General features: G+C 71.1%; 27 protein-coding genes. 13 read left to right on the top strand and 14 right to left on the bottom strand.

The features are described 5' to 3' along the window. Positions 1 to 5: 5 nt before the first annotated feature. The 6 genes from AQI95_RS10150 to AQI95_RS10125 form a co-directional block, all read right to left on the bottom strand. Positions 6 to 629: a TetR family transcriptional regulator gene (locus tag AQI95_RS10150; protein WP_067120606.1), complete on the bottom strand. Its 624-nt coding sequence runs from the start codon at positions 627 to 629 to the stop codon at positions 6 to 8. Positions 630 to 638: 9 nt separating this feature from the next. Next, entirely contained in the window at positions 639 to 2,930 is a 2,292-nt protein-coding gene (locus tag AQI95_RS10145; RefSeq protein WP_067120604.1) for a phosphotransferase family protein, read from the bottom strand. Between the two features lie 265 nt (positions 2,931 to 3,195). Next, a complete protein-coding gene (locus AQI95_RS10140; protein WP_244188696.1) occupies positions 3,196 to 3,933 on the bottom strand; it encodes an HAD family hydrolase in 738 nt (245 codons plus the stop codon). Then, on the bottom strand, positions 3,933 to 4,814 hold the full coding sequence (locus AQI95_RS10135) for a GntR family transcriptional regulator (protein WP_208614121.1): 882 nt from the start codon (positions 4,812 to 4,814) through the stop codon (positions 3,933 to 3,935). Before AQI95_RS10135 ends, AQI95_RS10140 begins: the two co-directional genes overlap by 1 nt. Before the next feature lie 119 nt (positions 4,815 to 4,933). Further along, entirely contained in the window at positions 4,934 to 5,848 is a 915-nt protein-coding gene (locus tag AQI95_RS10130) for a winged helix-turn-helix domain-containing protein (protein ID WP_067120599.1), read from the bottom strand. Between the two features lie 412 nt (positions 5,849 to 6,260). Next, positions 6,261 to 6,863: an RsiG family protein gene (locus AQI95_RS10125; RefSeq protein WP_067120597.1), complete on the bottom strand. Its 603-nt coding sequence runs from the start codon at positions 6,861 to 6,863 to the stop codon at positions 6,261 to 6,263. A 159-nt stretch (positions 6,864 to 7,022) separates the two neighbouring features. Here AQI95_RS10125 and dtd point away from each other — a divergent pair, with 159 nt between their 5' ends. Continuing rightward, positions 7,023 to 7,448, top strand: coding sequence for a D-aminoacyl-tRNA deacylase (gene dtd / locus AQI95_RS10120; RefSeq protein ID WP_067121505.1), 426 nt, complete (start codon positions 7,023 to 7,025; stop codon positions 7,446 to 7,448). Between the two features lie 134 nt (positions 7,449 to 7,582). On the opposite strand, the gene ygfZ is transcribed toward dtd, so the two are convergent. From ygfZ to AQI95_RS10105, 3 genes are all read right to left on the bottom strand, one after another. Beyond that, positions 7,583 to 8,548, bottom strand: a complete 966-nt coding sequence (gene ygfZ / locus AQI95_RS10115; protein WP_067120595.1) for a CAF17-like 4Fe-4S cluster assembly/insertion protein YgfZ — start codon at positions 8,546 to 8,548, stop codon at positions 7,583 to 7,585. A gap of 9 nt (positions 8,549 to 8,557) precedes the next feature. Beyond that, on the bottom strand, positions 8,558 to 8,995 hold the full coding sequence (locus AQI95_RS10110) for a Fur family transcriptional regulator (RefSeq protein ID WP_067120593.1): 438 nt from the start codon (positions 8,993 to 8,995) through the stop codon (positions 8,558 to 8,560). A gap of 214 nt (positions 8,996 to 9,209) precedes the next feature. Next, positions 9,210 to 10,064, bottom strand: coding sequence for an SDR family oxidoreductase (locus tag AQI95_RS10105; RefSeq protein ID WP_067120591.1), 855 nt, complete (start codon positions 10,062 to 10,064; stop codon positions 9,210 to 9,212). Between the two features lie 107 nt (positions 10,065 to 10,171). Between AQI95_RS10105 and AQI95_RS10100 the strand changes: the two genes are divergently transcribed. Continuing rightward, a complete protein-coding gene (locus AQI95_RS10100; RefSeq protein WP_067120589.1) occupies positions 10,172 to 10,630 on the top strand; it encodes a MarR family winged helix-turn-helix transcriptional regulator in 459 nt (152 codons plus the stop codon). A gap of 45 nt (positions 10,631 to 10,675) precedes the next feature. Here AQI95_RS10100 and AQI95_RS10095 read toward each other — a convergent pair whose 3' ends face one another. Beyond that, complete coding sequence (locus tag AQI95_RS10095) at positions 10,676 to 11,251, bottom strand: heme-binding beta-barrel domain-containing protein (RefSeq protein WP_067120587.1); 576 nt, start codon at positions 11,249 to 11,251, stop codon at positions 10,676 to 10,678. A gap of 236 nt (positions 11,252 to 11,487) precedes the next feature. Between AQI95_RS10095 and AQI95_RS10090 the strand changes: the two genes are divergently transcribed. After that, positions 11,488 to 11,850, top strand: coding sequence for a DsrE family protein (locus AQI95_RS10090; protein ID WP_067120585.1), 363 nt, complete (start codon positions 11,488 to 11,490; stop codon positions 11,848 to 11,850). 62 nt (positions 11,851 to 11,912) lie between these two features. Here AQI95_RS10090 and AQI95_RS10085 read toward each other — a convergent pair whose 3' ends face one another. Then, the gene (locus AQI95_RS10085) at positions 11,913 to 12,176 is read right to left on the bottom strand and encodes a DUF3099 domain-containing protein (RefSeq protein ID WP_067120582.1); all 264 of its coding nucleotides are present in this window, start codon (positions 12,174 to 12,176) and stop codon (positions 11,913 to 11,915) included. A 121-nt stretch (positions 12,177 to 12,297) separates the two neighbouring features. On the opposite strand from AQI95_RS10085, the gene AQI95_RS10080 reads away from it, so the two are divergent. The 4 genes from AQI95_RS10080 (at position 12,298) to AQI95_RS10070 (ending at position 14,658) form a co-directional block, all read left to right on the top strand. Further along, on the top strand, positions 12,298 to 13,035 hold the full coding sequence (locus AQI95_RS10080; RefSeq protein WP_067120580.1) for an LmeA family phospholipid-binding protein: 738 nt from the start codon (positions 12,298 to 12,300) through the stop codon (positions 13,033 to 13,035). A 206-nt stretch (positions 13,036 to 13,241) separates the two neighbouring features. Beyond that, a complete protein-coding gene (locus tag AQI95_RS50340; RefSeq protein WP_350751515.1) occupies positions 13,242 to 13,322 on the top strand; it encodes an Ms5788A family Cys-rich leader peptide in 81 nt (26 codons plus the stop codon). A gap of 133 nt (positions 13,323 to 13,455) precedes the next feature. Further along, positions 13,456 to 14,301: a sulfurtransferase gene (locus tag AQI95_RS10075; protein ID WP_067120578.1), complete on the top strand. Its 846-nt coding sequence runs from the start codon at positions 13,456 to 13,458 to the stop codon at positions 14,299 to 14,301. A 66-nt stretch (positions 14,302 to 14,367) separates the two neighbouring features. Then, entirely contained in the window at positions 14,368 to 14,658 is a 291-nt protein-coding gene (locus AQI95_RS10070; RefSeq protein ID WP_067120576.1) for a DUF1416 domain-containing protein, read from the top strand. A 178-nt stretch (positions 14,659 to 14,836) separates the two neighbouring features. Here the strand turns inward: AQI95_RS10070 and AQI95_RS10065 are convergent, their stop codons facing one another. The 3 genes from AQI95_RS10065 to AQI95_RS10055 are packed head-to-tail and all read right to left on the bottom strand — an operon-like array spanning position 14,837 to position 17,266. Then, on the bottom strand, positions 14,837 to 16,099 hold the full coding sequence (locus tag AQI95_RS10065) for a hypothetical protein (RefSeq protein ID WP_067120574.1): 1,263 nt from the start codon (positions 16,097 to 16,099) through the stop codon (positions 14,837 to 14,839). A gap of 4 nt (positions 16,100 to 16,103) precedes the next feature. Beyond that, a complete protein-coding gene (locus AQI95_RS10060) occupies positions 16,104 to 16,358 on the bottom strand; it encodes a MoaD/ThiS family protein (RefSeq protein ID WP_053658162.1) in 255 nt (84 codons plus the stop codon). 56 nt (positions 16,359 to 16,414) lie between these two features. After that, on the bottom strand, positions 16,415 to 17,266 hold the full coding sequence (locus AQI95_RS10055; RefSeq protein ID WP_107121596.1) for an alpha/beta hydrolase: 852 nt from the start codon (positions 17,264 to 17,266) through the stop codon (positions 16,415 to 16,417). Positions 17,267 to 17,445: 179 nt separating this feature from the next. Here AQI95_RS10055 and AQI95_RS10050 point away from each other — a divergent pair, with 179 nt between their 5' ends. The 6 genes from AQI95_RS10050 to AQI95_RS10025 all read left to right on the top strand — a co-directional run. Continuing rightward, positions 17,446 to 18,234 (top strand): response regulator transcription factor, encoded by a 789-nt coding sequence (locus AQI95_RS10050; RefSeq protein WP_067120570.1) that lies wholly within the window; start codon positions 17,446 to 17,448, stop codon positions 18,232 to 18,234. A gap of 97 nt (positions 18,235 to 18,331) precedes the next feature. Further along, complete coding sequence (locus AQI95_RS10045) at positions 18,332 to 19,360, top strand: LacI family DNA-binding transcriptional regulator (RefSeq protein ID WP_079071174.1); 1,029 nt, start codon at positions 18,332 to 18,334, stop codon at positions 19,358 to 19,360. A gap of 133 nt (positions 19,361 to 19,493) precedes the next feature. After that, positions 19,494 to 20,594 carry a S1C family serine protease gene (locus AQI95_RS10040; protein ID WP_208614120.1) on the top strand — a complete coding sequence of 367 codons (1,101 nt, stop codon included), beginning with the start codon at positions 19,494 to 19,496 and terminating at the stop codon, positions 20,592 to 20,594. A 48-nt stretch (positions 20,595 to 20,642) separates the two neighbouring features. Further along, positions 20,643 to 20,972, top strand: coding sequence for a hypothetical protein (locus tag AQI95_RS10035; RefSeq protein ID WP_067120566.1), 330 nt, complete (start codon positions 20,643 to 20,645; stop codon positions 20,970 to 20,972). A gap of 106 nt (positions 20,973 to 21,078) precedes the next feature. Continuing rightward, a complete protein-coding gene (locus AQI95_RS10030) occupies positions 21,079 to 21,813 on the top strand; it encodes a response regulator transcription factor (protein ID WP_067120564.1) in 735 nt (244 codons plus the stop codon). Continuing rightward, positions 21,810 to 22,855: histidine kinase dimerization/phospho-acceptor domain-containing protein (locus AQI95_RS10025; RefSeq protein WP_067121501.1), on the top strand; the 1,046-nt coding region annotated here is incomplete at its 3' end. The genes AQI95_RS10030 and AQI95_RS10025, both read left to right, overlap by 4 nt.

The raw sequence follows: 22,855 nt of genomic DNA, 5'->3' as shown, positions 1-22,855 counted from the left end.
GAGTCTCAATCCCCGGTCTTCGCGCGCTTCAGTTCCGGCAGCCCCCGCGCCAGCCGCGAGAACGCCCGCTCGGCCGCCCGTACGGCATCCGGCGCCACCTGGGCGACCGGCTCCCCCGCCGCGACCCGCCGCCAGTTGTCCTGGGCGAGGATGCGCTGGACCGCGATGATCTGCCCGGCCGCCAGCCGGGCGTCCAGACCGCCCCCGAGCACCTCGGCCAGCGCGGCCTCCGACCGCTCCAGATGACCGTGCGCCCGTGCCACCAGGGACGGAGTGCCGTAGAGCAGGGTGTGGAAGGCGAGCACCTGGGGGTGGTCGTTCAGCCCGGTGACCGGGTCGCGGCGCTCCAGTCCGGCGAGGAAGTGCCGGCGCAGTTCGTCCACCGGGTCGGCCGACCCGGCGACCACCCGGGCCGCCTCCGCCTCGTGGTCCGCGATCCGGTGCAGGACCAGGTCCTCCTTGGCCGGGAAGTACCGGAAGAGGGTCGGCTTGGAGATCCCGGCCGCCGCCGCGACCTCGGCCACGGACACCGCGTCGAAGCCCCGCTCCAGGAACAGCCGCACGGCGATGTCCGACACGTCCCTGTACATCTGCTGCTTCTTGCGCTCGCGCAGCCCCATCTCACCCATGGGGGGAGCCTACGCAGCGCCGCCCGGACGGGTCGGCCGGACCAGGGCATGGGTGAGCTGCGGATCGCTGCGGTGCCGGGACGACAGCCCCAGGGAGGCGGTGGCCGCCGCCAGGGTCATCGCGTACGACTCCACCGCCCGGCGGACGTTGGGGGCGTCGAGGCTCGCGCCGGTGACCAGGCGGTCGAGGTCGACGTAGGCGGAGCGGACGATCTCGATCCACCGGTACACCCGCCAGTCCCGCTGCCAGTTCTCGGTGAACCGGGCGGGCAGCCGGCTCTCCCAGCGGCGGAACATCCGGTCGCGGATCTCCGGCCGGGTCGGGGTCAGATGCATGTGCCGGACCAGCTCGTACAGCGGGTCGCCGACCACGGCCAGCTCCCAGTCGATGAGGGTGAGCGCCAGATGGTCCTCGCGGCGCACCAGGTTCCAGGGGTTGAGGTCGCCGTGCAGCAGGGCCGGAGCGCGGTCGGTGACCTCGTGCCGGGCGAGGATCTCGCGCAGCCTGGGCGCGTCGGGCAGACCCAGCAGCCGGGCCGACTGCTGGGACTCCTTGGGCAGCGCGGCCACCAGTGCCACCAGCTGCTCGCACAGCCACGCGTAGAAACCGGGCCGGCCGGCCAGCGGGTCGACCAGGGTGCAGTCGACGCCGGTCAGCGCGTCCAGCTGGTCGACCAGGCGGTCCGCCTCGTGCGGGAGCAGGCCGTTCACCGGGTGCTCGGGCCGCCGGCGGACATCGGGCGGGCCCTCGTAGGTGTGGATGGCGAAGAGGTCCCCGGAGTAGGTCCGGATGCCGGAGAGATCCTTCGAGTGGCTCTCGCCCAGCGCCAGCACCCTCGGCGCGCCCACCGCCGCCCCGGACCGCTCGATGGCGCGGAGCACGCCGTGCTCGCTGAGGAAGCTGCGTTCGCGCCGGGTGACGTGCGCGACCTTGCGGCGCACGACGACCGGGAACGGGATGCCGGGGACCCGGAGCACCGAGTTGAGGTGCGCGGTGCCCTTGAACACCCGGTGGGCCGGGGCGGCGCCCTCCAGGACCAGCGCGTCGGCGACCGCGGAGTGGGGGAAGTCGGGGTGTTCCGGCACGCGCCGGTCCGGCTGCCAGTCGATCGCGGGGGCGCAGGGACCCGGCGGCGGCCCGGCACCGGCCGGCGCCGCGGCCCCGGCGCACGGCCCGGCACCGTGCCCCATGGACGCCCGCCAGCGGAACAGGATCCGCTCGATCTCCTCCCGCCCCGGCACCCGGCCCAGCCCCAGCGGTTCCGCCGCCGCCGTCACGGCCCGGTGCACCCACGCGGTCGCCTCGTCCAGGCGCCTCTGGTCGAAGGAGTCCTCCAGCGACGTCGCGGCCCGCATCACATCGGGATACACGGACTGCGCCCGTTCGAAGGCGACGTAGTGGCGCAGATCGCGGCCCACGCCGTTGACCGCGGCGGGCCGCACCGCGCCCATCGCGCCCGCCCAGGCCGCCACGACCTCGTCCCACTGGTGGTCCGGGTAGCGCATCCGGACCAGGTGGACGGCGAGGTCGTGCAACGGGTCGCCGTAGGTGGCCAGCTCCCAGTCGATCCGGACCAGGGGCGAGGCACCGCCGTACGACACGATGACGTTGTCGCGGTGCAGGTCGGCGTGGAGCAGGCCGTAGGGGCGGCGCGACATGGCGGGGATCCGCTCGGCCAGCCGGACCAGGGCGTCCTCGGGGACGCCGAGCGCGGTGAACAGGCCCCCGAAGCGGCGCCAGTTGGGCTCCCGGATCTGCAGGTCGGCCATGCGGGCCAGGGTCCGCAGAAAGCCCTGGCTGTCGGTGTGGTTGCGGGGCCACCCGGGCGGCAGGGGCGGCAGCGCGGCGCTGCGCACCTGGGCCGTCCGGGCGAGCAGGTCCGCGAGCGCCCCGATCAGCGGGGCGTCGAGCGGTTCACCGGTCCGGCGGACACTGGAGAGCGGTACGCCCTCCACATAGCTGTGGACGGCGAACCCGTCCGCCTCGACCAGGCATTCGGGCACGTCGGGCAGCACACCCTGGACGGCCCGCAGGATCTCCGCCTCGCGGCCCCAGGTCCGGATCACCACCGGCAGGACGCCCGCACGCGGCAGCCGTACGGTCACGAGGGTGCCCGGCGTCCGCCCGAGCAGCCGGGCCAGGGGCTCGGTGAGCGCCAGCACGTAGTTCTCGTTGTGGAAGCCGCCGCTGGTGCGCCCCCTCCTTGCGGCCTCCGCCAGGAAGGCCTCGCGGACGGCGTCGGGCAGCGCCCGCTCTGCGCGCCCCCCGGCCGTGTCGCGGGGGACGGGTGGTGCGCCCACGGGCCGCTCCGGGTTCGATCGCGCTGCGCTGGAGGGTGACGAGACGAGTGGGGGAGACGCTGACTCCCCGCACGACGGACAACACAACCTGCGGTCCGGACGAGCAGCCGGGCGGGTGGTCCGCCGCTCGCCCGCCGAGCCGGCAGAGGCTGGCACCTTCGCCATCTCTTGCGCGGAGACCCGAGCGGTCGCTCCGAGGGTTGGGCGGATGCTATCCCATGCCGGCCGGGTCCGGGCTCAACCGGAACGGCGGCGCGGGCAGCGGTCACCAGCCCCGCAGCGTCCGCAGCAACGGCTCCAGCGAGGCGACCACGTACCCGGCTCCGGCCTCCCGCAGAAGCTTGCCCTTGCGTTCGTTACGCGCGTAGCCCAGAAAGGGCACGCCGGCGTCGTTCGCCGCGGCGAGATCGGAGGCGGAGTCGCCGATCATCAGGGCCGCCGAGGGGGCGCAGCCCATCGCGGTGAGGGCCCGGTTGAGGCAGTGCGGGTTGGGCTTGAGGAGGTGCAGGTCGGCCGTGCGGCCGTAGATGTGGGAGGCGAAGCAGGGGGTGAGGCCGCGGCTCTCCAGGTAGGCGCGGACCACCTTCGGGGAGTTGTTGGTGGTGATGGCCGGCCGGGCGCCGACCGCGCTCCAGGTGCGGATCAGCGGGTCGGCGTAGGGGGTCGGCAGCGCGGTGCCGGCGGCGCGCAGCTCCTCCTGGGTGAGACGTTCCTCCAGCTCGGTCACGAGATCGCTGCCGGGGTGGCGCAGGTCCACGGCGCGCAGCACCACGTGCGGGTCCAGCAGCTCGCGCTCGGAGTCGGAGAGCAGGTTGTGCAGCCCGTGCCCGGCCAGCCACTCCACCAGCCCGGTGGCGACCCGTTCCGCCGTGTGCCGCGCGAACAGACGACAGATCGGTCCGTCGAAGTCCCAGAGAACCACCCGGGCAGGTTCGATCAGATCCCGTAGCTTCTCGATCTCGTTCGCGGTCTGTTCGGTCTGCGTCGATGCATCAGAAGTCACTAGGAGAGTGTCAGGTCCGTCGTGATGGTTTCCCAGAGGGCGTCGAACCACTTCTGCGATTGCTCCACGAACGCCGCGTCCCGCTGACCGGCCCGCTGCTCGAAGGAGAACAGCAGCGACTCGGAGCCGAGCGTGTCCCACATCTGCAGCGTTCCGGTGTCGGTCGGCTCCTCGCGGCGCGTGATCATGTAGTGCGCGAACAGCGCCTCGACCCCGTTGAGCAGATAGAGCTTCACCGGCGGTGTGAACGGCAGCGCCCGGAAGGTGACCTGGACGTCGATGTCGTGGGTTCCGCGCAGCGCCTGGAGGTTGTACTGGAGCACCTGCCCCTGGGCGTTGCGCATGGCCAGCCAGCGCTGGTGGACGGCGTCGTCCTCCGGGCTCCCGGCGTCCACCGACACCGGGAAGGCGAGGTTGATGTCGCGGGACGGCAGCAGGATGCGGGCGTCGATCCGCTCGGGGCGCAGCCGGCCCTCGTGGACCAGGCGCAGCGGCTCGCCGAGCGCGGGGATCAGGCTCTGCGCGGTCAGGCAGACGGCGTCGATGCGCACGTGCCCCGCGGAGAAGGCCTCGGTCAGCCGGGGCGCGAGGGCCACCATGGTCGGCTGCGGCTCGTCCCGGGCGGGCTGCGGCTCGGCAACCCGGGGCGGGCTTCCCTTGCTGACGTTGCTGAGCAGTCCGTCCTCCTGGAGCTCGCGCAGCGCCTGGCGCACGGCGCCTCGCTCGACCCCGAACTCCTCGGCCAGCTCGGCCTGCGTGGGCAGCCGCTCGCCAGGCCGCAGCGCACCGGTGCGGATGCGTTCACGGAGGCTTTCGGCGATCTCCCGGGAAGTGAGCCTTCTGCTGCCGTTCACTGCCACATGCTCCTGAGTCACGACCAAACGCTACAACTTTGATCCATCTACGGGGAGTTGCCCGGGAGTTGTTTATGGAACAGGACCAAGTGAGTTCAAGTAAGTGGGAGTTGCCCGCCAAGTTTGCCAAGTTGGCCGATCGGACCCTAGGAACTGAGCAGCAGATCCGAACTGATCGTCTCCCACAGCGCGTCGAACCAGCGCCGCGACTGCTCCACGAACACGGCGTCCCGCTGCCCGGCACGCCGCTCGAAGGCGAACAGCATCGAGCGCGTGCCGTCGGCGTCGTACAGCTCCAGATGCTCGTGCTCGATCTCCCGCTCACGGCGCAGCAGCGTGTAGTACGCGAACAGCGCCTCCGCCCCGTTGAGCAGATACAGCTTGACCGGCGGGGTGAACGGCAGGGCACGGAAGGAGACCCGTACGTCGACGCCGTGCGTGGCGTACAGGGCGAGGAGGTTCTGCCGCAGCACCATGCCCTGGGCGTTGCGCTGGGCCAGCCAGCGCCGGTGCAGCAGACCCCCGTCGTCGGCGGCCACCGCGGCCGGGAAGGCGAGGTCGATGTCGCGACTGGGCAGCAGCACCCGGACGTCGATCTTGGCCGGTTTCAGCCGCCCCGCATGGATCTGCCGGAGCGGCTCACCGACGGCCAGCGTGAGCGAGACCGAGGTCAGGCAGAGCGCGTCGATCCGCACGTGCGGGGCGGCGAAGGCATCCGCGATACGGGGCGCGAGACCGACCATGGTGGGCTGCGGCGGCGCCGCCGGCCCGGCCGGCGGCCGCATCGGCACGGGCACCGACGCCACGGTGGCCGGGCTGCCCTTGGAAACGTCGGTGAGCAGGCGTTCGGACTGAAGGATGCGCAACGCCTGGCGTACGACACCGCGCTCCACGCCGAACTCGTCGGCCAGCTCGGCCTGGGTGGGCATGCGCTGCCCCGGCCGCAGCACACCGGACCTGATCCGGTCGCGCAGTTCGTCGGCGATGTCCCGATGGGACGGGTGGGGCCGCCGTGCCCTCGTCCGTCCACTGGCGGAGACGCGCTCCGGGTCCACGGACAAACACTACAACTTCCCGCCAAGTTGCGGCAGTTCAGCGACAGCTGGTTATGAGTCGCGTCCCAGCGGTGATAAGTACAGTGAAGTTGGCTACCAACTTGCATGACATGGTCAAGCTTCCCAGTGGTTGGTCGGCCGGGCTCCCTTCCGGAGGGGAGCCGGGAGCCCGGACAGGGGACGGCCACCGAAGCGCACAGTCACAACTGAACACGACATCGCACAGCCACAACTGAACATGGCGCAGCACAGCCACAACTGAACAGTCAGCTACGGATGAACGGTCAACGCGTCGTCGGCGGAAGGGGCCTTTGGAAGATGTCCGGGCACCACGGCCGCCCGGACGAGCGGAACAGGGCGTCGGCCTGCCGGGCGGCGCCCTCTCGTTCTTCCCGGTGGCCGGCGCGCGGTGCCGCGCTCAGATCAGCAGGTCGTCCACCTGCGCCTCGCCCACCCGGTAGCGCCGGGCGATCTCCGCGCTGGAGTCGTCGGCGGTGCGCTGCAGATGCTGGCGGCGCCGGGACACCTCCTGCTCGTAGCGGACCAACCGCCCCATCGCACTGGTCAGTTCGAGGTCCGTGCGCGCCTGGAGGTCGGACAGCTCGACCTCGGCGAGCATCTCGGCGGCCAGCTGCCGGTACTCCTCGTTGTGCGGGGTGCCGAGCGTGACATGGCGGGCCGAGGAGCGGTGCCGGGCCGGGGCGTCCTTGAGGATCTCCGGGAGCCGGTCGACCACGGAGCCGTCCGTGGGCGTCGGCACGGAGGCCCGGCCGCGCCGGCACAGCTCCGCCCGCAGGATGTCGATCCGGCCCTGCAGCAGGCGCCGGACATAGCTGAGGTCCGCCTCGTCGCGCTGGGCGTCGCGGCGCAGGGTGCGCAGTTCGGGCAGGCTCAGCAGGGCCAGATCGGGCTCGGGTGGCGGCGCGGGCAGCGTCGCGCCCGCCGGAGTGTCGGCGCGCTGGACCGGCGCCCGGTACGTCCCCTGCGCCCCCAGCCACCCACTCGTACTCGGTGTGCTCATGTGCTTGTGACCGTCCCCTCGACCGGCGTGTGGAAGCATCGTGCCACCCCAACTGGCCGCTATGTGACCGAGTGCCCCCGAACGGCCCCAGATGGGGGGTAAGGGATCTATATTGGACCCCCTGTGACCGCGTACCGGGGACCCGGCATGATGGTCCGCATGCGTGCGGTGGTGCAGAGAGTGGACGGCGCGAGCGTCGTCGTGGACGGCGAGACGGTCGGCGCGATCGAGGGCGAGGGGCTGTGCGTCCTGGTCGGGGTGACCCACGAGGACACCAAGGAGAAGGCGGCGCAGCTGGCCCGCAAGCTCTGGTCGATCCGCATGCTGCAGGACGAGCGGTCGTGCAGTGACATCGACGCCCCGCTGCTGGTCGTCAGCCAGTTCACCCTGTACGGCGACGCCCGCAAGGGCCGCCGGCCCACCTGGAACGCAGCCGCGCCCGGCGATGTCGCCGAGCCCCTGGTGGACGAGGTGGTGGCTCGCTTGCGAGGACTGGGCGCGACGGTGGCGACGGGCCGCTTCGGCGCACAGATGCGGGTCTCCCTGACGAACGACGGCCCGTTCACGGTGCTGCTGGAGATGTAGGTGAGGGTGGGCTGCGGCGACTGCGCGGGCGACGGCACCGCAGTTCCCCAGGGGCGCGGGGAACTGCGCGACCAGCCACGGCGGACCCGCAGCCGGGCGACGGCCCGCACCCCGACGACGCGGCCTCGCACGAGCTACGGCTCGACCACGACCTCCTGCGCCGCCGCCGTCCCTCCGGCCAGGAGCCGCGCGTCGACGGGAACGTTCCGCTTCACCAGAGCCAACGCCACCGGCCCCAGCTCATGGTGGCGTACGGACGTCGTCACGAAACCGATCTTGCGCCCGTCCGGCCCCTCGTCCGCGACGCGGATCTCCGTGCCCGGCCCCGGCAGATGGACCTCGCTGCCGTCCAGGTGCAGGAAGACCAGCCGACGCGGCGGCTTGCCCAGGTTCTGGACGCGGGCGACCGTCTCCTGCCCCCGGTAGCAGCCCTTCTGCAGATGCACCGCCGTGCCGATCCAGCCCAGCTCGTGCGGGATCGTCCGGTGGTCGGTCTCGAAGCCGAGCCGCGGCCGGTGGTGCTCGACGCGCAGCGCCTCGTGGGCGAGCAGACCCGCGGCCGGGCCGTGCGTGGCCGCGAAGGACTCCAGGTCCTCGCGCGGCAGGAACAGATCACGGCCGTACGCCGTCTCCCGCACGACGACGCCCTGCGGCACCTCGCCGATGGAGCCGGCGGGCAGATGGACGACCGCGAAGTCCGCCGTGCGGTCGGCGACCTCCACCCGGTAGAAGAACTTCATCGACTCCAGGTACGCGATCAGCGCGTCCCGCGTGCCGGGCTCCACGTGCGCCCAGACGGTCGTACCGTCGTCCACCAGGTACAGCGCGTGCTCGATGTGACCGTGCGCGGACAGGATCAGCGCCTCGGTCGCCTCGCCCACGGCCAGATCGCTGACGTGCTGGGTGAGCAGCAGGTGCAGCCAGCTCAGCCGGTCGTCACCGCTGACGGTGACGACCCCGCGATGGGACAGGTCGACGAAACCGGTGCCGTCGGCGAGGGCGCGCTGCTCACGGAACAGGTCGCCGTAGTGGGCGGCGACACCTTCGTCCACGCCCTCGGCGGGGACGGCACCCGGCAGGGACAGCAAGGGGCTCTTCATACGGCCAGCCTACGACGTGGTAGTTGAACTCTTCAGCGAGCAGTCCTGGCACCGGCCGAAGATCGCGAAGTGCTTCATGTCCGTGTCGAAGCCGAACTGGGCGCGGAGCTTGGCGGTGAACTCCGCGGCCACCGCCACATCGGCCTCGATCACGCTCTCGCAGTCACGGCACACCAGGTGCAGATGGTGGTGGCGGTCGGCGAGGTGGTAGGTCGGCGCGCCGTGCCCGAGGTGGGCGTGGCTGACCAGGCCCAGCTCCTCCAGCAGCTCCAGCGTGCGATAGACCGTGGAGATGTTGACCCCCGACGCCGTCTTCCTCACTTCCACGAGGATGTCGTCGGGGGTCGCGTGCTCAAGGGTGTCCACGGCTTCGAGGACAAGCTGTCGCTGCGGCGTCAGCCGGTAGCCGCGCTGCCTGAGGTCGCTCTTCCAATCGGTGCTCACCACACCCGAAAGTCTAGGGGGTGTCGTTCGGATCAACCCGGGGTCGCGGGCCCTGGCACGCACATCTGCCGCGTTGTCGTCGGTCGCCGACGCCCCGCGTCGACTCCCTCCTCCGCCTTGCAGCTGCACGCACCAGACCCCGCTCTGCTCGGCCGGAAGGCACCGTCGCCCAAGGCCGGCCTGATCCGAACGACACCCCCTAGGTCCGCCCAGCCGCTCACGACATCGTCCGGCCCACCCAGGCTCCGGTGAGGTTCTGCACGGCCGAACCGTCGAGGTCGCCGAGCTTGGTGGCGACGAAGTCGCGGGCCCAGTCGGAGGTCTGCATCCGCAGCGGCGGACGCTCGGCGGTCAGCGCCTCCACGACCGGGGCGGCGGCCTCGGCCGGGCTCTGCGCACCGCTGAAGGAGGCCTGGGTGCGCTCGATGTACGACCGCAGCGCGGGCGCGTACGGTCCGGCGGCGGCCAGCAGTGCCGGGACGTCCAGGCTGACGTTGGCCACGAACTCGCTCGCGACCGCGCCGGGCTCGACCACGGTGACGTCCACGCCGACGGTGGCGGCGACCGGGGCGAGGGACTCCATGAAGCCCTCGACGGCGAACTTGGCCGCGCAGTACGCCTCGTTGAAGGGCTGGCCGATCACTCCGCCGACACTGGTGACGGTGATCAGACGGCCCCCGCGGGCGCGCAGATGCGGCAGCGCGGCCCGGGTGACCTGCACGACGCCGAAGAAGTTGACCTCCATCGCCGCCCGGACGTCGTCCACCGTGCCCTGCTCGATGGTGCCGACCTGTCCGGCGCCGGCGTTGTTGACCACCGCGTCGAGCCGGCCGTACTCGGCGATCACCTCGGCCAGGCAGGCGGCGATCGACTCGGGGTCGACCACGTCCAGGCGCTTGACCCGCACCCGCTCCCCCACCCCGGCGTCGGCGGCGGCCTTGCGCAGCGGCTCGGCCTTGCCCAGGTCCCGCATGGTGGCCACGACCTGCCATCCGGCGCGGGCGGCGGCCACGGCGGCGGCCAGCCCGATACCGGAGGAGGTCCCGGTGATCACAACGGTCTTGTCACTCATGGCCGAGCCTGCTTCCTGGTCCGTGGGACCGATGGCGGATTTCTGTGCGTGTACACACACCATACAGCCTTTGCGTGCACACGCACACAACCGCCTACACTGGACCCATGGACCGTGCCGACCTCACCCTGGGCGAACTCGCCGCCCGCGACCACGCCTTCTACGGCCTCGTCTGGGCCGGCACCACCCTCGCCGCACGCGTCGACCAAGCCCTGACCCGCGCCCACGACCTGCCGCTGTCGTGGTTCGAGGTGATGCTCTGGCTGCACGGGCAGAGCGAACCGGTCGCCGCCTCCGACCTCGGCGCGAAGACCCTGCTCAGCCGCAGCCAGGTCTCCCGGGTGATCAACGCGCTGCAGGACCGGGGCCTGGTGACCCGCACGGTCTCCCCCACCGACGCGCGCTCGGTGCACATAGCCCTCAGCGACACCGGCCGCCACGCCTTCGCCGAGGCGGACGCCACCCGCCGGGCGGCCCTGGCCGAGGTCTTCGACGACCGTCTCGACGACCGGGACGTCGAGGACCTCGAGCGGGTGTGGCAGAAGCTGAAGCAAAGGCCCGCCTGAGGCGGGCCCGAGCGCTGCGCACGCCCGCCGAGAAGGCGGGAACGCCTACTTGAAGAAGGCGATGCCGTCGTCGGGCATGTCGTCGGGCAGGGCCTTGGCCCAGCGCTCGACGTCCTCCGGGGTGACGACCTTCTTCAGCTGGGCCGACATGTACGGGCGCAGCTCGACGTCCGGGGTCTGCTTCTCGCCGACCCACATCAGGTCGCTCTTGACGTAGCCGTAGAGCCGCTTGCCGCCGCTGTACGGCTGCGCGGCGGCCGTCCGGGCGACGGCGTCCGTGACCAGGTCGATCTGGGGCTTCTTGTCGGCCATCTCGCCGTACCAGATCTCGATGACACCGTCGTCGCGGGTCATCGTCACCTCGATCTTGCGGTCGGCGTCGATCCGCCAGTAGCCGGACTCCGACTCCAGCGGACGGACCTTGTTGCCGTCCTTGTCCAGCACCCAGGTGTGCGAGTGGTACTCCAGGAAGTCCCGGCCGTCGTGGGTGAAGCTGACCTCCTGGCCGAAGTTGCACTTCTGCGAGCCGGGGAAGTCATGCACGCCGGCACCGGCCCAGTTGCCGAGCAGGAAGGCGAGCGGAACCAGGTCCTTGTGCAGGTCGGACGGGATCTCGATCATGAGGGGAGGCTTTCGTGGATGTGGGTCAGCGCTGGCCCTGGTACAGCTTCTTCACGGTCAGACCGGCGAAGGCGAGCACGCCGACGCAGACCAGGACCAGCAGGGTTTCGAAGAAGATCTCCACGGGTGCTCCTTGAGCGAGGGTGGGCGTACGACAGAGCCGGGGCCCAGCTTACGCGGCCCGGGGCGGGGCCTCTTGGCGAGGTGCGCCGTCCGGTGCGGGCTACCCTTCCGCCATGGCGAAGAAGCTCGTGATCAAGGTGACGGCCGGGTCCGATGCGCCCGAGCGCTGCTCGCAGGCGTTCACCGTGGCGGCGGTGGCCGTGGCCAGCGGAGTCGAGGTGTCGCTGTGGCTGACCGGGGAATCGTCCTGGTTCGCACTGCCGGGACGGGCCGCCGAGTTCGAACTGCCGCACGCCGCTCCGCTGCCCGATCTGATCGAGTCGATCCTCGCCGCGGGCCGCATCACCCTGTGCACGCAGTGCGCGGCCCGGCGGGAGATCACCGAGAAGGATGTCATCGAGGGCGTGCGGATCGCGGGCGCGCAGGTCTTCGTCCAGGAGGCACTCGCGGACGAAACCCAGGCCCTCGTCTACTAGATCCTGTCCGTCCACCAGATCCCGCCCGGCCGGTGCTCACTGGCCCATGACGTACGGGTGGTCTACCGGGGCGGGCGCTTCTTGCCGTCCAGCTCGTCCCACCACTCGTCGGACTGGGGATCACCGGACGGGTCGTCCCACCAGCGGTCCTCGGGACCCCGCCGGTTCGCGACCATCGCGGCGACCGGTGGGATGAGCATGGCCACGACACACATGCCGACGGCCGCCGGCACGGACCAGATACGGACAACTCCCCAGGCCAGGACGAAGAGACCGATGCAGGTCCCCATCATGGCGAAGTAGATGTGGCGCCGCCGCGCGTACATAGGTACAGGGTAGGTCCGGAGGTCCCTGTCACAAGTGATCCACAATCGCAGCTCGGGCCCGGCCACCAGGGTTACCGTGGCGTAGCCACACACCTTTTGTCGCCCCGGGGGGAAACACCACATGCGCGCCCTGCGAATAATCCTGATCGTCGTCGTGGTCCTGGGTGGGCTGTTCGCGATCGCGGACCGGGTCGCCGTGCACTTCGCCGAGGGCGAGGCCGCCGACAAGCTGAAGTCGACGGAGAACCTGGCCTCGACGCCCGACGTGAACATCAAGGGATTCCCGTTCCTCACGCAGGTCGCGGGCGGCTCCCTCGACGACGTCGAGGTCGGGATCAAGGACTACGACGCCGCCACCGGGACCGCCGGGAAGACGATCCGGATCGACGACCTGAAGGCCGACATGAAGGGCGTCTCGTTCTCCGGGGACTACAGCTCCGCCACGGCGGACACCGCCACCGGCACCGCGACGATCTCCTACTCCGAGCTGATGAAGACCGCCAAGTCCCAGCCGACCGAGGTCGCCCCCGGCATCACGGCCCGGATCGTCGGCCTGTCCGACGGCGGCAACGGCAAGATCAAGGTCATGGTGGAGGGCACCATCTCGGCCCTGGGGATCAAGCAGACCGTCCCGGTGCTCAGCTCGGTGACCGTGGAGAACGACCGGGTGCAGGTCCACGCCGACTCGCTGCCCAGGCTCGGCGCCGCCGCGATCGCCGAGAACCGCATCCGCGAGATCACCGACTTCCAGCAGGCCGTCGACCAGTTGCCCGGCGGCATCAAGCTGGACAAGGTGCAGGCCGCGCAGGACGGTGTGGAGATCACGGTGAAGGGTTCGAACGTCAAACTGGCGGGGTAACGGGGGTAGCAGTGGCGCCGGTGGACACCGATTGTCCGACTGGCGAGACGATGTCGTCCGTAGCGTAGATACGGAGACCGCACGAGCGCTCGGCGGGCCGCGAGACGGCCCCCGGGCGCTTTTCCTATCCCGCCATACGGACGATCGCGTCTCGTCATCTGACACACCGGTGACACGCCCGCCCGGACGTCCCTACGATCGACCGCATGAAGCGACAGGCGGACCTCACGAAGCGGCGGGCAGTGGACCTGTGCCGCGTTGCCGCCATGCTCTGTCGCCCCTTCTGAGCGAAAGTCCCCGACTTCCGCATCTCACCCCCCGCCCTGCTGGAAGGGCACCCGTGCGTCGCCCGGTCCCTGGGCGCGCGCACCCTCTCGACTTCGAAACGCCCCGCCGCAACTGCCCCGGAGGAGAAAGAGCATGAGCCGCACCGACGTCCTGGTCGATGCCGACTGGCTGCAGGAGCACCTGGACGACCCGGCCATCGCCATCGTCGAGGTGGACGAGGACACGTCCGCCTACGACAAGAACCACATCAAGAACGCGATCCGCATCGACTGGACCAAGGACCTTCAGGACCCGGTCCGCCGCGACTTCATCGACCAGGAGGGCTTCGAGAAGCTCCTGTCGAAGAAGGGCATCGCCAACGACACGCTGGTGATCCTCTACGGCGGCAACAACAACTGGTTCGCGTCGTACGCCTACTGGTACTTCAAGCTGTACGGCCACGAGAACGTCAAGCTTCTCGACGGCGGCCGCAAGAAGTGGGAGCTGGACGCCCGCGAGCTGGTCGACGGCACCGAGGTGCCCGAGCGCGCCGCGACCGACTACAAGGCCAAGGCGCAGGACACCTCGATCCGTGCCTTCCGCGACGACGTCGTCGCCGCGATCGGCGCGCAGAACCTGGTCGACGTGCGCTCGCCCGACGAGTTCTCCGGCAAGCTGCTCGCCCCGGCGCACCTGCCGCAGGAGCAGTCGCAGCGTCCGGGCCACGTCCCGAGCGCCAAGAACATCCCGTGGTCGAAGAACGCCAACGACGACGGCACCTTCAAGTCGGACGACGACCTGAAGGAGCTGTACGCCGAGGAGGACGTGGACCTCGCCAAGGACACGATCGCCTACTGCCGCATCGGTGAGCGCTCGGCCCTGACCTGGTTCGTGCTGCACGAGCTGCTCGGTGTCCAGAACGTCAAGAACTACGACGGTTCCTGGACCGAGTACGGCTCCCTCGTCGGCGTGCCGATCGAGCTGGGCGCCGGCAAGTAGCCCCAGGCGTCCCCTCCCTCCCCCATCCCGACCGACCTCCCGGTCAGACCCCTCAGGAGAAACAGCATGTGCGGAGCGAAGGCCGGCGGCCCGGACGCCTCGACGATCAAGCCCGGTGAGACCACGATCCAGGGTCACGTGACCCGCGACGGCGAGCCGGTGACGGGGTACGTCCGCCTGCTCGACTCGACCGGCGAGTTCACCGCCGAGGTCCCCACCTCCGCGACCGGTCAGTTCCGGTTCTACGCGGCCGAGGGCACGTGGACCCTCCGGGCGCTGGTGCCGGGCGGTTCCGCCGACCGCACGGTCGTCGTGGCGGAGAAGGGCGCGCTCGCCGAGGTCGCGATCGCGGTCTGACCGGTGCGGCAGTGACGGGCCGAAGGGCCGTACCCCAGGGGTTGGACACCAATGGGGTACGGCCCTTCGGCTTCCCGCCGTAAGAGGTTGCTCACCGTTGCCGGGCGCGGGGCCATCGTGGCTTGCGAACGACCCCCCACTGCTCGCACCCGGCAGCGGCGAAGTGCTCCTACGGCGCTCAGCCCAGGGCGCGTCCCAGCACCCACACCACCGGCGCGGCAGCCGACAGGGGCAGGGCCACGCCCGCCGTGAAGTGGACGAAGCGGGAGGGGTAGTCGTAGCCGGCGACCCGGTGACCGATGAGTGCGCAGACGGCCGCCGCCGCTCCCAGGGCGGCGCCCTTCGCGCCCGTCCCGGTCATGCCGCCCACCGCGATGCCCGCGCCGGCGGCCGCCAGCAGGGCCACCACCAGCGATGCGGGCGTGGGCAGCGGCAGGGCCCGTGCCACGACGGTCACCGCCACCGCCGCCGCGCCCACGGACACCGCGTGCGGGTCGGCGCCCAGATACCCGGTGGCCAGGACCGACAGTGCCGCCGAGACGACCGTCGCCATCAGGCCGTACATCCGCTCGTCCGGCGAGGCGTGCGAGCGCAGTTGCAGGACCAGCGAGAGCAGGACCCAGACGCCGAGCGGGCCGAGGATCGCGGCGGGCGCGTCCTCGCGGCCGGCGACCAGCACGGCCACGTCGGCGGTCACCCCGCCGAGGAAGGCCAGCGCGATGCCCTGCCGGGCCGGCCACATGCCGTTCAGCCGGAACCAGCCCGCCGCCGTCACCGCCTGCAGCACCACCAGGGGCACCACCAGCGCGTACGAGGCGATGGACGCCGTCGCGGCCAGCAGCAGGGCCAGCAGTGCGGTCAGCAGCGCCGGCTGCATACCGGGCTCGATGATCGGTGAACGGCCCTCCAGCCGTGCCCGCTGGGCGTCGGTGATCCGGGAGTTTCCGGCGAGCGTGGCGGGACCGTAGGCCGGCTCGGACTCGGAGGCGGCCTCCGGTGCGGGCGTCTGCGCCGGTGCCACCACGGGTTCGGGCTGCGGCTGCGGCTGCGGTGCTGCCTGAACGTGGGGCTGGGGCTGAGGCTGAGGCTGGGGCTGAGGTGCGGACGCGTAGGGGCCCGCGTACGGCTGCTGCTGGTACGTGCCTTCGAACGTCTGCTGCGGCGGATACGCGGTCTCGGCCGCCTGCGCCGGCATCTGCATCGACGCGTGCGTCTGCGTCTCCCAGGTCTGCCCCTGCCAGTGCTGGGTGAGCTGCGGGTCGTAGCCGGACTGCTGCCCGTGCGCCGCGTACTGGTCCTGCTGGGGCCACTGCTGCTGATAGGGGTCGTAACCCTCGTACGGGCCGCCCTGATACGGCTGGTCGCCCTGGTGGGGATGCCCCTGATACGGCGGCTGGTCGCCCTGATACGGATGATCGCCCTGATACGGCTGGTCGCTCATCGCCTCACCCTCCTGCGAACGGCGGGAGCACCTCGACCGTGCCGCCCTCGGCCAGCCGTACCGTCTCATGCGCGCGGGTCCCGACGGGGTCACCGTCGATGAGGAAGGAGCATCGCTGCAGCACGCGCGTGAGTTCACCGGGGTGTCGCACACGCACGGCGGCCAGCGCGTCGGCGAGCGTGTCCGCGTCGTACGGCTCCTCGGCGACGCCGGACGCGGCCTTGGCGGCGGCCCAGTAGCGCACCGTGACCTTGGGCATCTCGTTCCTCAATCGACGGCAAGAAAAGACAGGGACAGAAGACAGATGGTGTCAGGCTAGCCCGCCCGGGCCACTGCCCAGTCCGCGATCCGGGCGAGCAGGGCGTCGTCCGCCGCGTGCTCCGCGTGGCCCATGCCCGGCTCCGTCCAGAGTTCGCCGTGGCCACCGGCCGCCTCGGCGAGCATCCGGGGATGGTCGAGGGGGAAGTAGCCGTCGCGGTCGCCGTGGACTATGAGGAGCGGGGTCGGTGCGATCCGGGGAACCGCCTCGACCGGCGACAGGGGGATCGGATCCCAGTCGCGGGGGTGGATCCGGGTGCGCAGGCCGTAGCGGCCGACCAGCCGGCCCTCGGGCCGGGTGACCAGCCAGTGCAGCCGGCGCATGGGGGCCGTGCCCCGGTAGTACCAGCGGGCGGGGGCGCTGACCGAGACCACCGAGTCGACCGTGCCGGGGCGCAGCGCCGCGTGCCGCAGGACCACCGAGCCGCCCATGGAGAAGCCGACGGTCGCCACGCGCGCGTGGCCGAGGCCGCGGGCCCACTCGACGGCGGCGTCGAGGTCCAGGACCTCCTTGTCGCCGACCGTGGACCGGCCGCCGGAGCGCCCGTGCCCGCGGAAGGAGAAGGTGACGACGGCGCCGTAATCGCGCAGCACGCCCGCCACCCGTCGTACGTGCGGCCGGTCCGCGTCCCCGGTGAACCCGTGGGCGACGACGAACACCAGGTCACGGGAGGGGGAACGGAAGGCGTCCGGAGCGGTTTCGTATACGAATGCGCCCGGGTCGTATACGGAATCGACCGGAATCCCGTCGGCGGTGCGCAGAAACGTCCGGATAGGGGCCCGTCTGCCTGTCTCAGAGTTCGGACGAACGGTGGAACGTGCCACATGACCTGCCGGACCGTTGCTCATGTGGGCTATTCTGCTGGGCAGAGGACTCGGGCAGCGCAGCCCCCGGGTCCTTTTGTGCTTTCGGAAGCGTTGTATACGAAGCGGGAAACCTCAGGTGACCGCGGATGTACGGGGCCTTCGGGATCGCAGAGCAGTGCCCGTCCGCACAGGCTCGCAGGGACCGAGGAGGAACCAGACGTATGAGTTCTCTGCTGCTCCTGACCAACGCCCTTCAGCCGTCGACGGAGGTCCTCCCCGCCCTCGGCCTGCTGCTGCACAACGTGCGGGTGGCCCCCGCGGAGGGCCCCGCCCTGGTCGACACCCCGGGCGCCGACGTCATCCTCGTCGACGGCCGCCGTGATCTGCCGCAGGTGCGCAGCCTGTGCCAGCTGCTGCGCTCCACCGGCCCCGGCTGTCCGCTGATCCTCGTCGTCACCGAGGGCGGTCTCGCCGCCGTCACCGCCGACTGGGGCATCGACGACGTGCTCCTCGACACCGCCGGCCCCGCGGAGGTGGAGGCCCGACTGCGTCTCGCCATGGGACGGCAGCAGATCGTCAACGACGACTCCCCGATGGAGATCCGCAACGGCGACCTCTCGGTCGACGAGGCGACGTACAGCGCGAAGCTCAAGGGCCGGGTCCTCGACCTCACCTTCAAGGAGTTCGAGCTGCTGAAGTACCTCGCCCAGCACCCGGGCCGGGTCTTCACCCGCGCCCAGCTGCTGCAGGAGGTGTGGGGCTACGACTACTTCGGCGGCACCCGGACGGTGGACGTGCACGTACGACGGCTGCGCGCCAAGCTCGGCGTGGAGCACGAGTCGCTGATCGGCACCGTACGGAACGTCGGTTATCGATTCGTTACGCCCGAGAAGGGCGACCGGTCCGGCGAGGACGCCAAGGCCAGGGCGGACCGCGCAAAGGCGAAAGATGCGGACACATCCGCCGAGTCCGCCGTCCTGGACGGCACGCAGATGCACGCGGACGCCTAGCACACGTGTGACAGCCACTCGGGCAGGGCATCGCTCGCGCACATCCAAGCGCTGATACGCCCTGCCCAGAGCGGGTCCATCCGCGTAGACTCCGCGCGTGGCCAAGGTGACTCGCGATGATGTGGCACGGCTGGCTGGGACCTCCACCGCCGTCGTCAGTTACGTCATCAACAACGGACCCCGGCCGGTCGCCCCGGCCACGCGCGAGCGTGTCCTCGCGGCGATCAAGGAACTGGGGTACCGCCCCGACCGGGTCGCCCAGGCGATGGCGTCCCGCCGGACCGACCTCATAGGCCTGATCATCCCGGACGCCCGCCAGCCCTTCTTCGGCGAGATGGCGCACGCCGTCGAACAGGCCGCCTCCGAGCGCGGCAAGATGGTCCTGGTCGGCAACACCGACTACATCAGCGAACGCGAGGTCCACTATCTGCGCGCCTTCCTGGGCATGCGCGTCTCGGGCCTGATCCTCGTCTCGCACGCCCTGAACGACCTGGCCGCCGCCGAGATCGACGCCTGGGACGCCCGGGTGGTGCTGCTGCACGAGCGGCCCGAGGCCATCGACGACGTCGCCGTGGTGACGGACGACCTGGGCGGCGCCCAGCTCGCCGTACGCCATCTGCTGGAGCACGGCTACGAGTACGTCGCCTGTATGGGCGGTACGGCGGAGACGCCGGCCGTCGGCGACCCGGTCTCCGACCACGTCGAGGGCTGGAAGCGGGCCATGGACGAGGCGGGGCTGTCCACCGAGGGCCGGCTGTTCGAGGCGCCCTACAACCGCTACGACGCCTATCGCGTCGCCCTGGACGTCCTCTCCCGGCCCCATCGCCCGCCGGCGGTCTTCTGCTCCACCGACGACCAGGCGATCGGCCTGCTGCGGGCCGCGCGCGAGCTGCGCATCGACGTGCCCGGGCAGCTGGCGGTGGCCGGCTTCGACGACATCAAGGAGGCGGCGCTCGCCGACCCGCCGCTGACCACGGTCGCCTCGGACCGCTCGGCGATGGCACGGGCCGCGGTCGACCTGGTGCTGGACGACGGGCTGCGGGTGGCGGGGTCGCGGCGGGAGCGGCTGAAGACGTTCCCGTCCCGGCTGGTGGTGCGGACGTCCTGCGGCTGCGCGGCGGTCTGAGGCGTTTCTGAGAAGCGGATGAGAGGGGGCGCCCGCACCCCGAGTACCGCCTTTATATCGGGCAAACGAGCTTCTGCCGGGCTTCTCAGCGAGCACTCAGGAAGCTCTCATGGTCACCGGGGAGGCTACTTGCATGACCGAGAGCATCCGCCGCAGCGGCGAGTACGAGTACGACACCCCGCAGGGTGACGCCCAGCAGGGCGCGTACGGCCGGCAGGAAGTGTCCGCCCAGCAGGGCGGATACGCCCAGCCTCACAGCTACTCCGCTCCCGTGAACCCCGAGTGGCCGCCCCCGCCGTCGTACGACCCCCCGACGGCGACGGACGCCCTCCCGGCACCCGAGCCGAGGAGGAAGCGCAACCGGGGTCCGGTCGCCCTCCTCGCGGCCGTCGCGATCGTCGCGGCGGCGGTCGGCGGCGGAACGGCGTACGCCTTCCAGGAGCTGACCGGCAAGGACACGGCCGCCACCGCCGGCACGAGCACCCATGTGGTGCCGACCGGCAAGAAGGGCGACGTCGCCGCGATCGCGGCCGCGGTCAGCCCGAGCGTGGTCGAGATCCAGGCCACCCTCAGCAACGGCTCGTCCACCGGCTCCGGCGTGATCATCAGCTCCGGCGGCGAGATCGTCACCAACAACCACGTCATCTCCGGCGCGCAGTCCATCAAGGCGCGCACCAGCGACGGCAAGAGCTACACCGCCGAGGTCGTCGGCACCGACAGCTCCAAGGACCTCGCGCTGATCAAGCTGCAGGGCGCGTCCGGGCTGCGGCCCGCGTCGCTCGGCAACTCGTCGAACGTCCAGGTCGGTGACACGGTCGTCGCGATCGGCTCCCCCGAGGGCCTGACCGGCACCGTCACCAGCGGGATCGTCTCCGCCCTCAACCGGGACGTGACCGTCTCCACGGACGAGAGCCAGGGTCAGGGCCAGGGCCAGGGCCAGGGCGGCGGCCAGTGGCCGTTCGAGTTCGGCGGCCGCCACTTCAACGGCGACACGGGTTCGTCGACGACGACGTACAAGGCGATCCAGACCGACGCGTCCCTCAACCCCGGCAACTCCGGCGGTGCGCTCATCGACGCGAGCGGCAACGTCATCGGCATCAACTCCGCGATGTACTCGTCGAGCGAGCAGTCCTCGCAGTCCTCGGACGCGGGCAGCATCGGCCTCGGCTTCGCGATCCCCGTCGACACGGTCAAGTCCGACCTGGCCAAGCTGCGGGCCGGCAACAAGAGCTAGCGCTTCACCCTCAGTCCGCCGGGGGGCACGTCCAGCAGGGAGTACGTCATGATCACCAAGGTTTCGCACCAGATCTCCGACCGCGGTCCCGCCGACTTCATCCTGGCCCTCTGGGTCTCCCGGGACCTGCACGCGCCCATCCCGGCACCCCGCACACCCGAGTCGTCCTCCCGCGCCAACCGGCCGACGTCCCGCACCACCCGGCCTGCGACCCGCCGCGCACCCCGCAGGGCACCACGTGCGGCTCAGCCGACGGCCCACGCACCCGAGGACGTCGTGACGACGCAGTTCCCGGAACTGATGGGCCTGCGCACCGGCCCCGTCCGCACCCACCGCCGCAAGGTCCCCCTGAACCGGCTGACCGCGGTCCGGGCCTAGGCACCCGGCGGTGCCCCTGCCGGATGCCTCTGCCGGACCGCCGGTCGTGGCAGGCTGAGAGAGACCCGTTCCGTCCCACCCACCGCACCCTGAGGAATCGCGAGCGATGAGTCCCGCCGAAGGCGACCGTGACCCCCAGCGCATCCTGATCGTCGACGACGAGCCGGCGGTACGCGAGGCGCTCCAGCGCAGCCTCGCGTTCGACGGGTACGACACGGAGGTGGCCGTCGACGGCGCGGACGCACTGGAGAAGGCCACCGCCTACAAGCCCGACCTGGTCGTCCTGGACATCCAGATGCCCCGCATGGACGGCCTGACGGCGGCCCGCCGCATCCGCGGCGCCGGCGACACCACTCCGATCCTGATGCTCACCGCCCGCGACACGGTCGGCGACCGGGTGACCGGTCTCGACGCGGGCGCCGACGACTACCTCGTCAAGCCCTTCGAACTGGACGAACTCTTCGCCCGCATCCGCGCGCTCCTGCGCCGCAGCTCCTACGCGGCCGCGGTGTCGGCCGAGGCCCAGCAGGACGAGGCGCTGACCTTCGGCGACCTCCGCATGGACCTCGCCACGCGCGAGGTCACCCGGGACGGCCGCCCGGTCGAACTGACCCGCACGGAGTTCACCCTGCTGGAGATGTTCATGGCGCACCCGCGCCAGGTCCTCACCCGCGAGCAGATCCTGAAGGCGGTCTGGGGCTTCGACTTCGAACCCTCCTCCAACTCGCTCGACGTCTACGTCATGTACCTGCGCCGCAAGACCGAGGCCGACGGCGAGCCCCGCCTCGTGCACACGGTGCGGGGTGTGGGGTACGTCCTGCGCCAGGGCGGCGCCGAGTGAGGAAGCTGGTACGGCGGTACCGCGCACTGCCCATCAGGGCCCGACTGGCCATGCTGGTCGCGGCGGCGGTGGCATTCGCGGTGGCGGCGGTCTCGGTGACGGCTTGGTTCATCGTGCAGGGGAAGTTGTACGACCTGGTCGACAAGGATCTGCAGAACTCCTCGAAGCGTCCTGTGCGGGCCGGGCAGGTGCTCGACCTGCTGGCCGCGTGCCCGCAGAAGCCGGAGGGGTCCTCCAGCGGCCTGACCCGCAACACCCTCTACTCGCAGTTGGTCAAGGCGGACGGCACGGTGTGCGTCTCGTCGGACTCCCCGGGCACGGTGAAGACCACCCCGGCCGACCGGGCGATCGTCGGACGCGACATCAGCGAGGGCGGCATTCTCCGCAACGGCACGGACACCGACGGCAACCCGGTCCGGGTGCTCACCATGCCGCTCGTGGTCGTCACGGACACCGGACCCCAGTCGTATGCGGGAGCCGCCTGGATGACCGCCGAGCCGCTCGAGAACACCGAGAAGACCCTCAACGACCTCGCCCTCATCCTGCTCCTCGTGTCCGGGGTCGGTGTCATCGGCGCCGGTGCCGCGGGGCTCGCCGTCGCGCGGGCGGGACTGCGCCCCGTCGACAAGCTCACCGAGGCCGTGGAGCACGTGGCCAGAACCGAGGACCTGACCATCCGGATCCCCGTGGAGGACGACAGCGAGGACGAGATCGCCCGCCTCTCCCGCTCCTTCAACTCGATGACCACCGCCCTGGCCGGCTCCCGCGACCTGCAGCAGCAGTTGATCGCCGACGCCGGTCATGAACTGCGTACGCCGCTGACGTCGCTGCGGACGAACATCGACCTCCTCACCCGCAGCGAGGAGACGGGCCGCCCGCTTCCGCCGGAGGACCGCAAGGCACTGCTCGCCTCGGTGAAGGCCCAGATGACCGAACTCTCCTCGCTGATCGGCGACCTGCAGGAGCTGTCCCGCTCGGAGGGCCAGCGCGGTGAGCGCGTCCAGGTGGTGTCGTTCCAGGACACGGTCGAATCGGCGCTGCG

The organism is Streptomyces yokosukanensis (assembly GCF_001514035.1).
Lineage (GTDB): Bacteria > Actinomycetota > Actinomycetes > Streptomycetales > Streptomycetaceae > Streptomyces > Streptomyces yokosukanensis.
This window is presented reverse-complemented; position numbering and strand designations above follow the sequence as displayed.

Coding starts and splice junctions, on each gene's coding strand:
- AQI95_RS10150 (WP_067120606.1), bottom strand. CDS start 629: ATGGGTGAGATGGGGCTGCGCGAGCGCAAGAAGCAGCAGATGTACAGG.
- AQI95_RS10125 (WP_067120597.1), bottom strand. CDS start 6,863: ATGAGCACACCGAGTACGAGTGGGTGGCTGGGGGCGCAGGGGACGTAC.
- dtd (WP_067121505.1), top strand. CDS start 7,023: ATGCGTGCGGTGGTGCAGAGAGTGGACGGCGCGAGCGTCGTCGTGGAC.
- ygfZ (WP_067120595.1), bottom strand. CDS start 8,548: ATGAAGAGCCCCTTGCTGTCCCTGCCGGGTGCCGTCCCCGCCGAGGGC.
- AQI95_RS10105 (WP_067120591.1), bottom strand. CDS start 10,064: ATGAGTGACAAGACCGTTGTGATCACCGGGACCTCCTCCGGTATCGGG.
- AQI95_RS10100 (WP_067120589.1), top strand. CDS start 10,172: ATGGACCGTGCCGACCTCACCCTGGGCGAACTCGCCGCCCGCGACCAC.
- AQI95_RS10095 (WP_067120587.1), bottom strand. CDS start 11,251: ATGATCGAGATCCCGTCCGACCTGCACAAGGACCTGGTTCCGCTCGCC.
- AQI95_RS10090 (WP_067120585.1), top strand. CDS start 11,488: ATGGCGAAGAAGCTCGTGATCAAGGTGACGGCCGGGTCCGATGCGCCC.
- AQI95_RS10085 (WP_067120582.1), bottom strand. CDS start 12,176: ATGTACGCGCGGCGGCGCCACATCTACTTCGCCATGATGGGGACCTGC.
- AQI95_RS10080 (WP_067120580.1), top strand. CDS start 12,298: ATGCGCGCCCTGCGAATAATCCTGATCGTCGTCGTGGTCCTGGGTGGG.
- AQI95_RS50340 (WP_350751515.1), top strand. CDS start 13,242: ATGAAGCGACAGGCGGACCTCACGAAGCGGCGGGCAGTGGACCTGTGC.
- AQI95_RS10075 (WP_067120578.1), top strand. CDS start 13,456: ATGAGCCGCACCGACGTCCTGGTCGATGCCGACTGGCTGCAGGAGCAC.
- AQI95_RS10070 (WP_067120576.1), top strand. CDS start 14,368: ATGTGCGGAGCGAAGGCCGGCGGCCCGGACGCCTCGACGATCAAGCCC.
- AQI95_RS10065 (WP_067120574.1), bottom strand. CDS start 16,099: ATGAGCGACCAGCCGTATCAGGGCGATCATCCGTATCAGGGCGACCAG.
- AQI95_RS10060 (WP_053658162.1), bottom strand. CDS start 16,358: ATGCCCAAGGTCACGGTGCGCTACTGGGCCGCCGCCAAGGCCGCGTCC.
- AQI95_RS10055 (WP_107121596.1), bottom strand. CDS start 17,266: ATGAGCAACGGTCCGGCAGGTCATGTGGCACGTTCCACCGTTCGTCCG.
- AQI95_RS10050 (WP_067120570.1), top strand. CDS start 17,446: ATGAGTTCTCTGCTGCTCCTGACCAACGCCCTTCAGCCGTCGACGGAG.
- AQI95_RS10040 (WP_208614120.1), top strand. CDS start 19,494: ATGACCGAGAGCATCCGCCGCAGCGGCGAGTACGAGTACGACACCCCG.
- AQI95_RS10035 (WP_067120566.1), top strand. CDS start 20,643: ATGATCACCAAGGTTTCGCACCAGATCTCCGACCGCGGTCCCGCCGAC.
- AQI95_RS10030 (WP_067120564.1), top strand. CDS start 21,079: ATGAGTCCCGCCGAAGGCGACCGTGACCCCCAGCGCATCCTGATCGTC.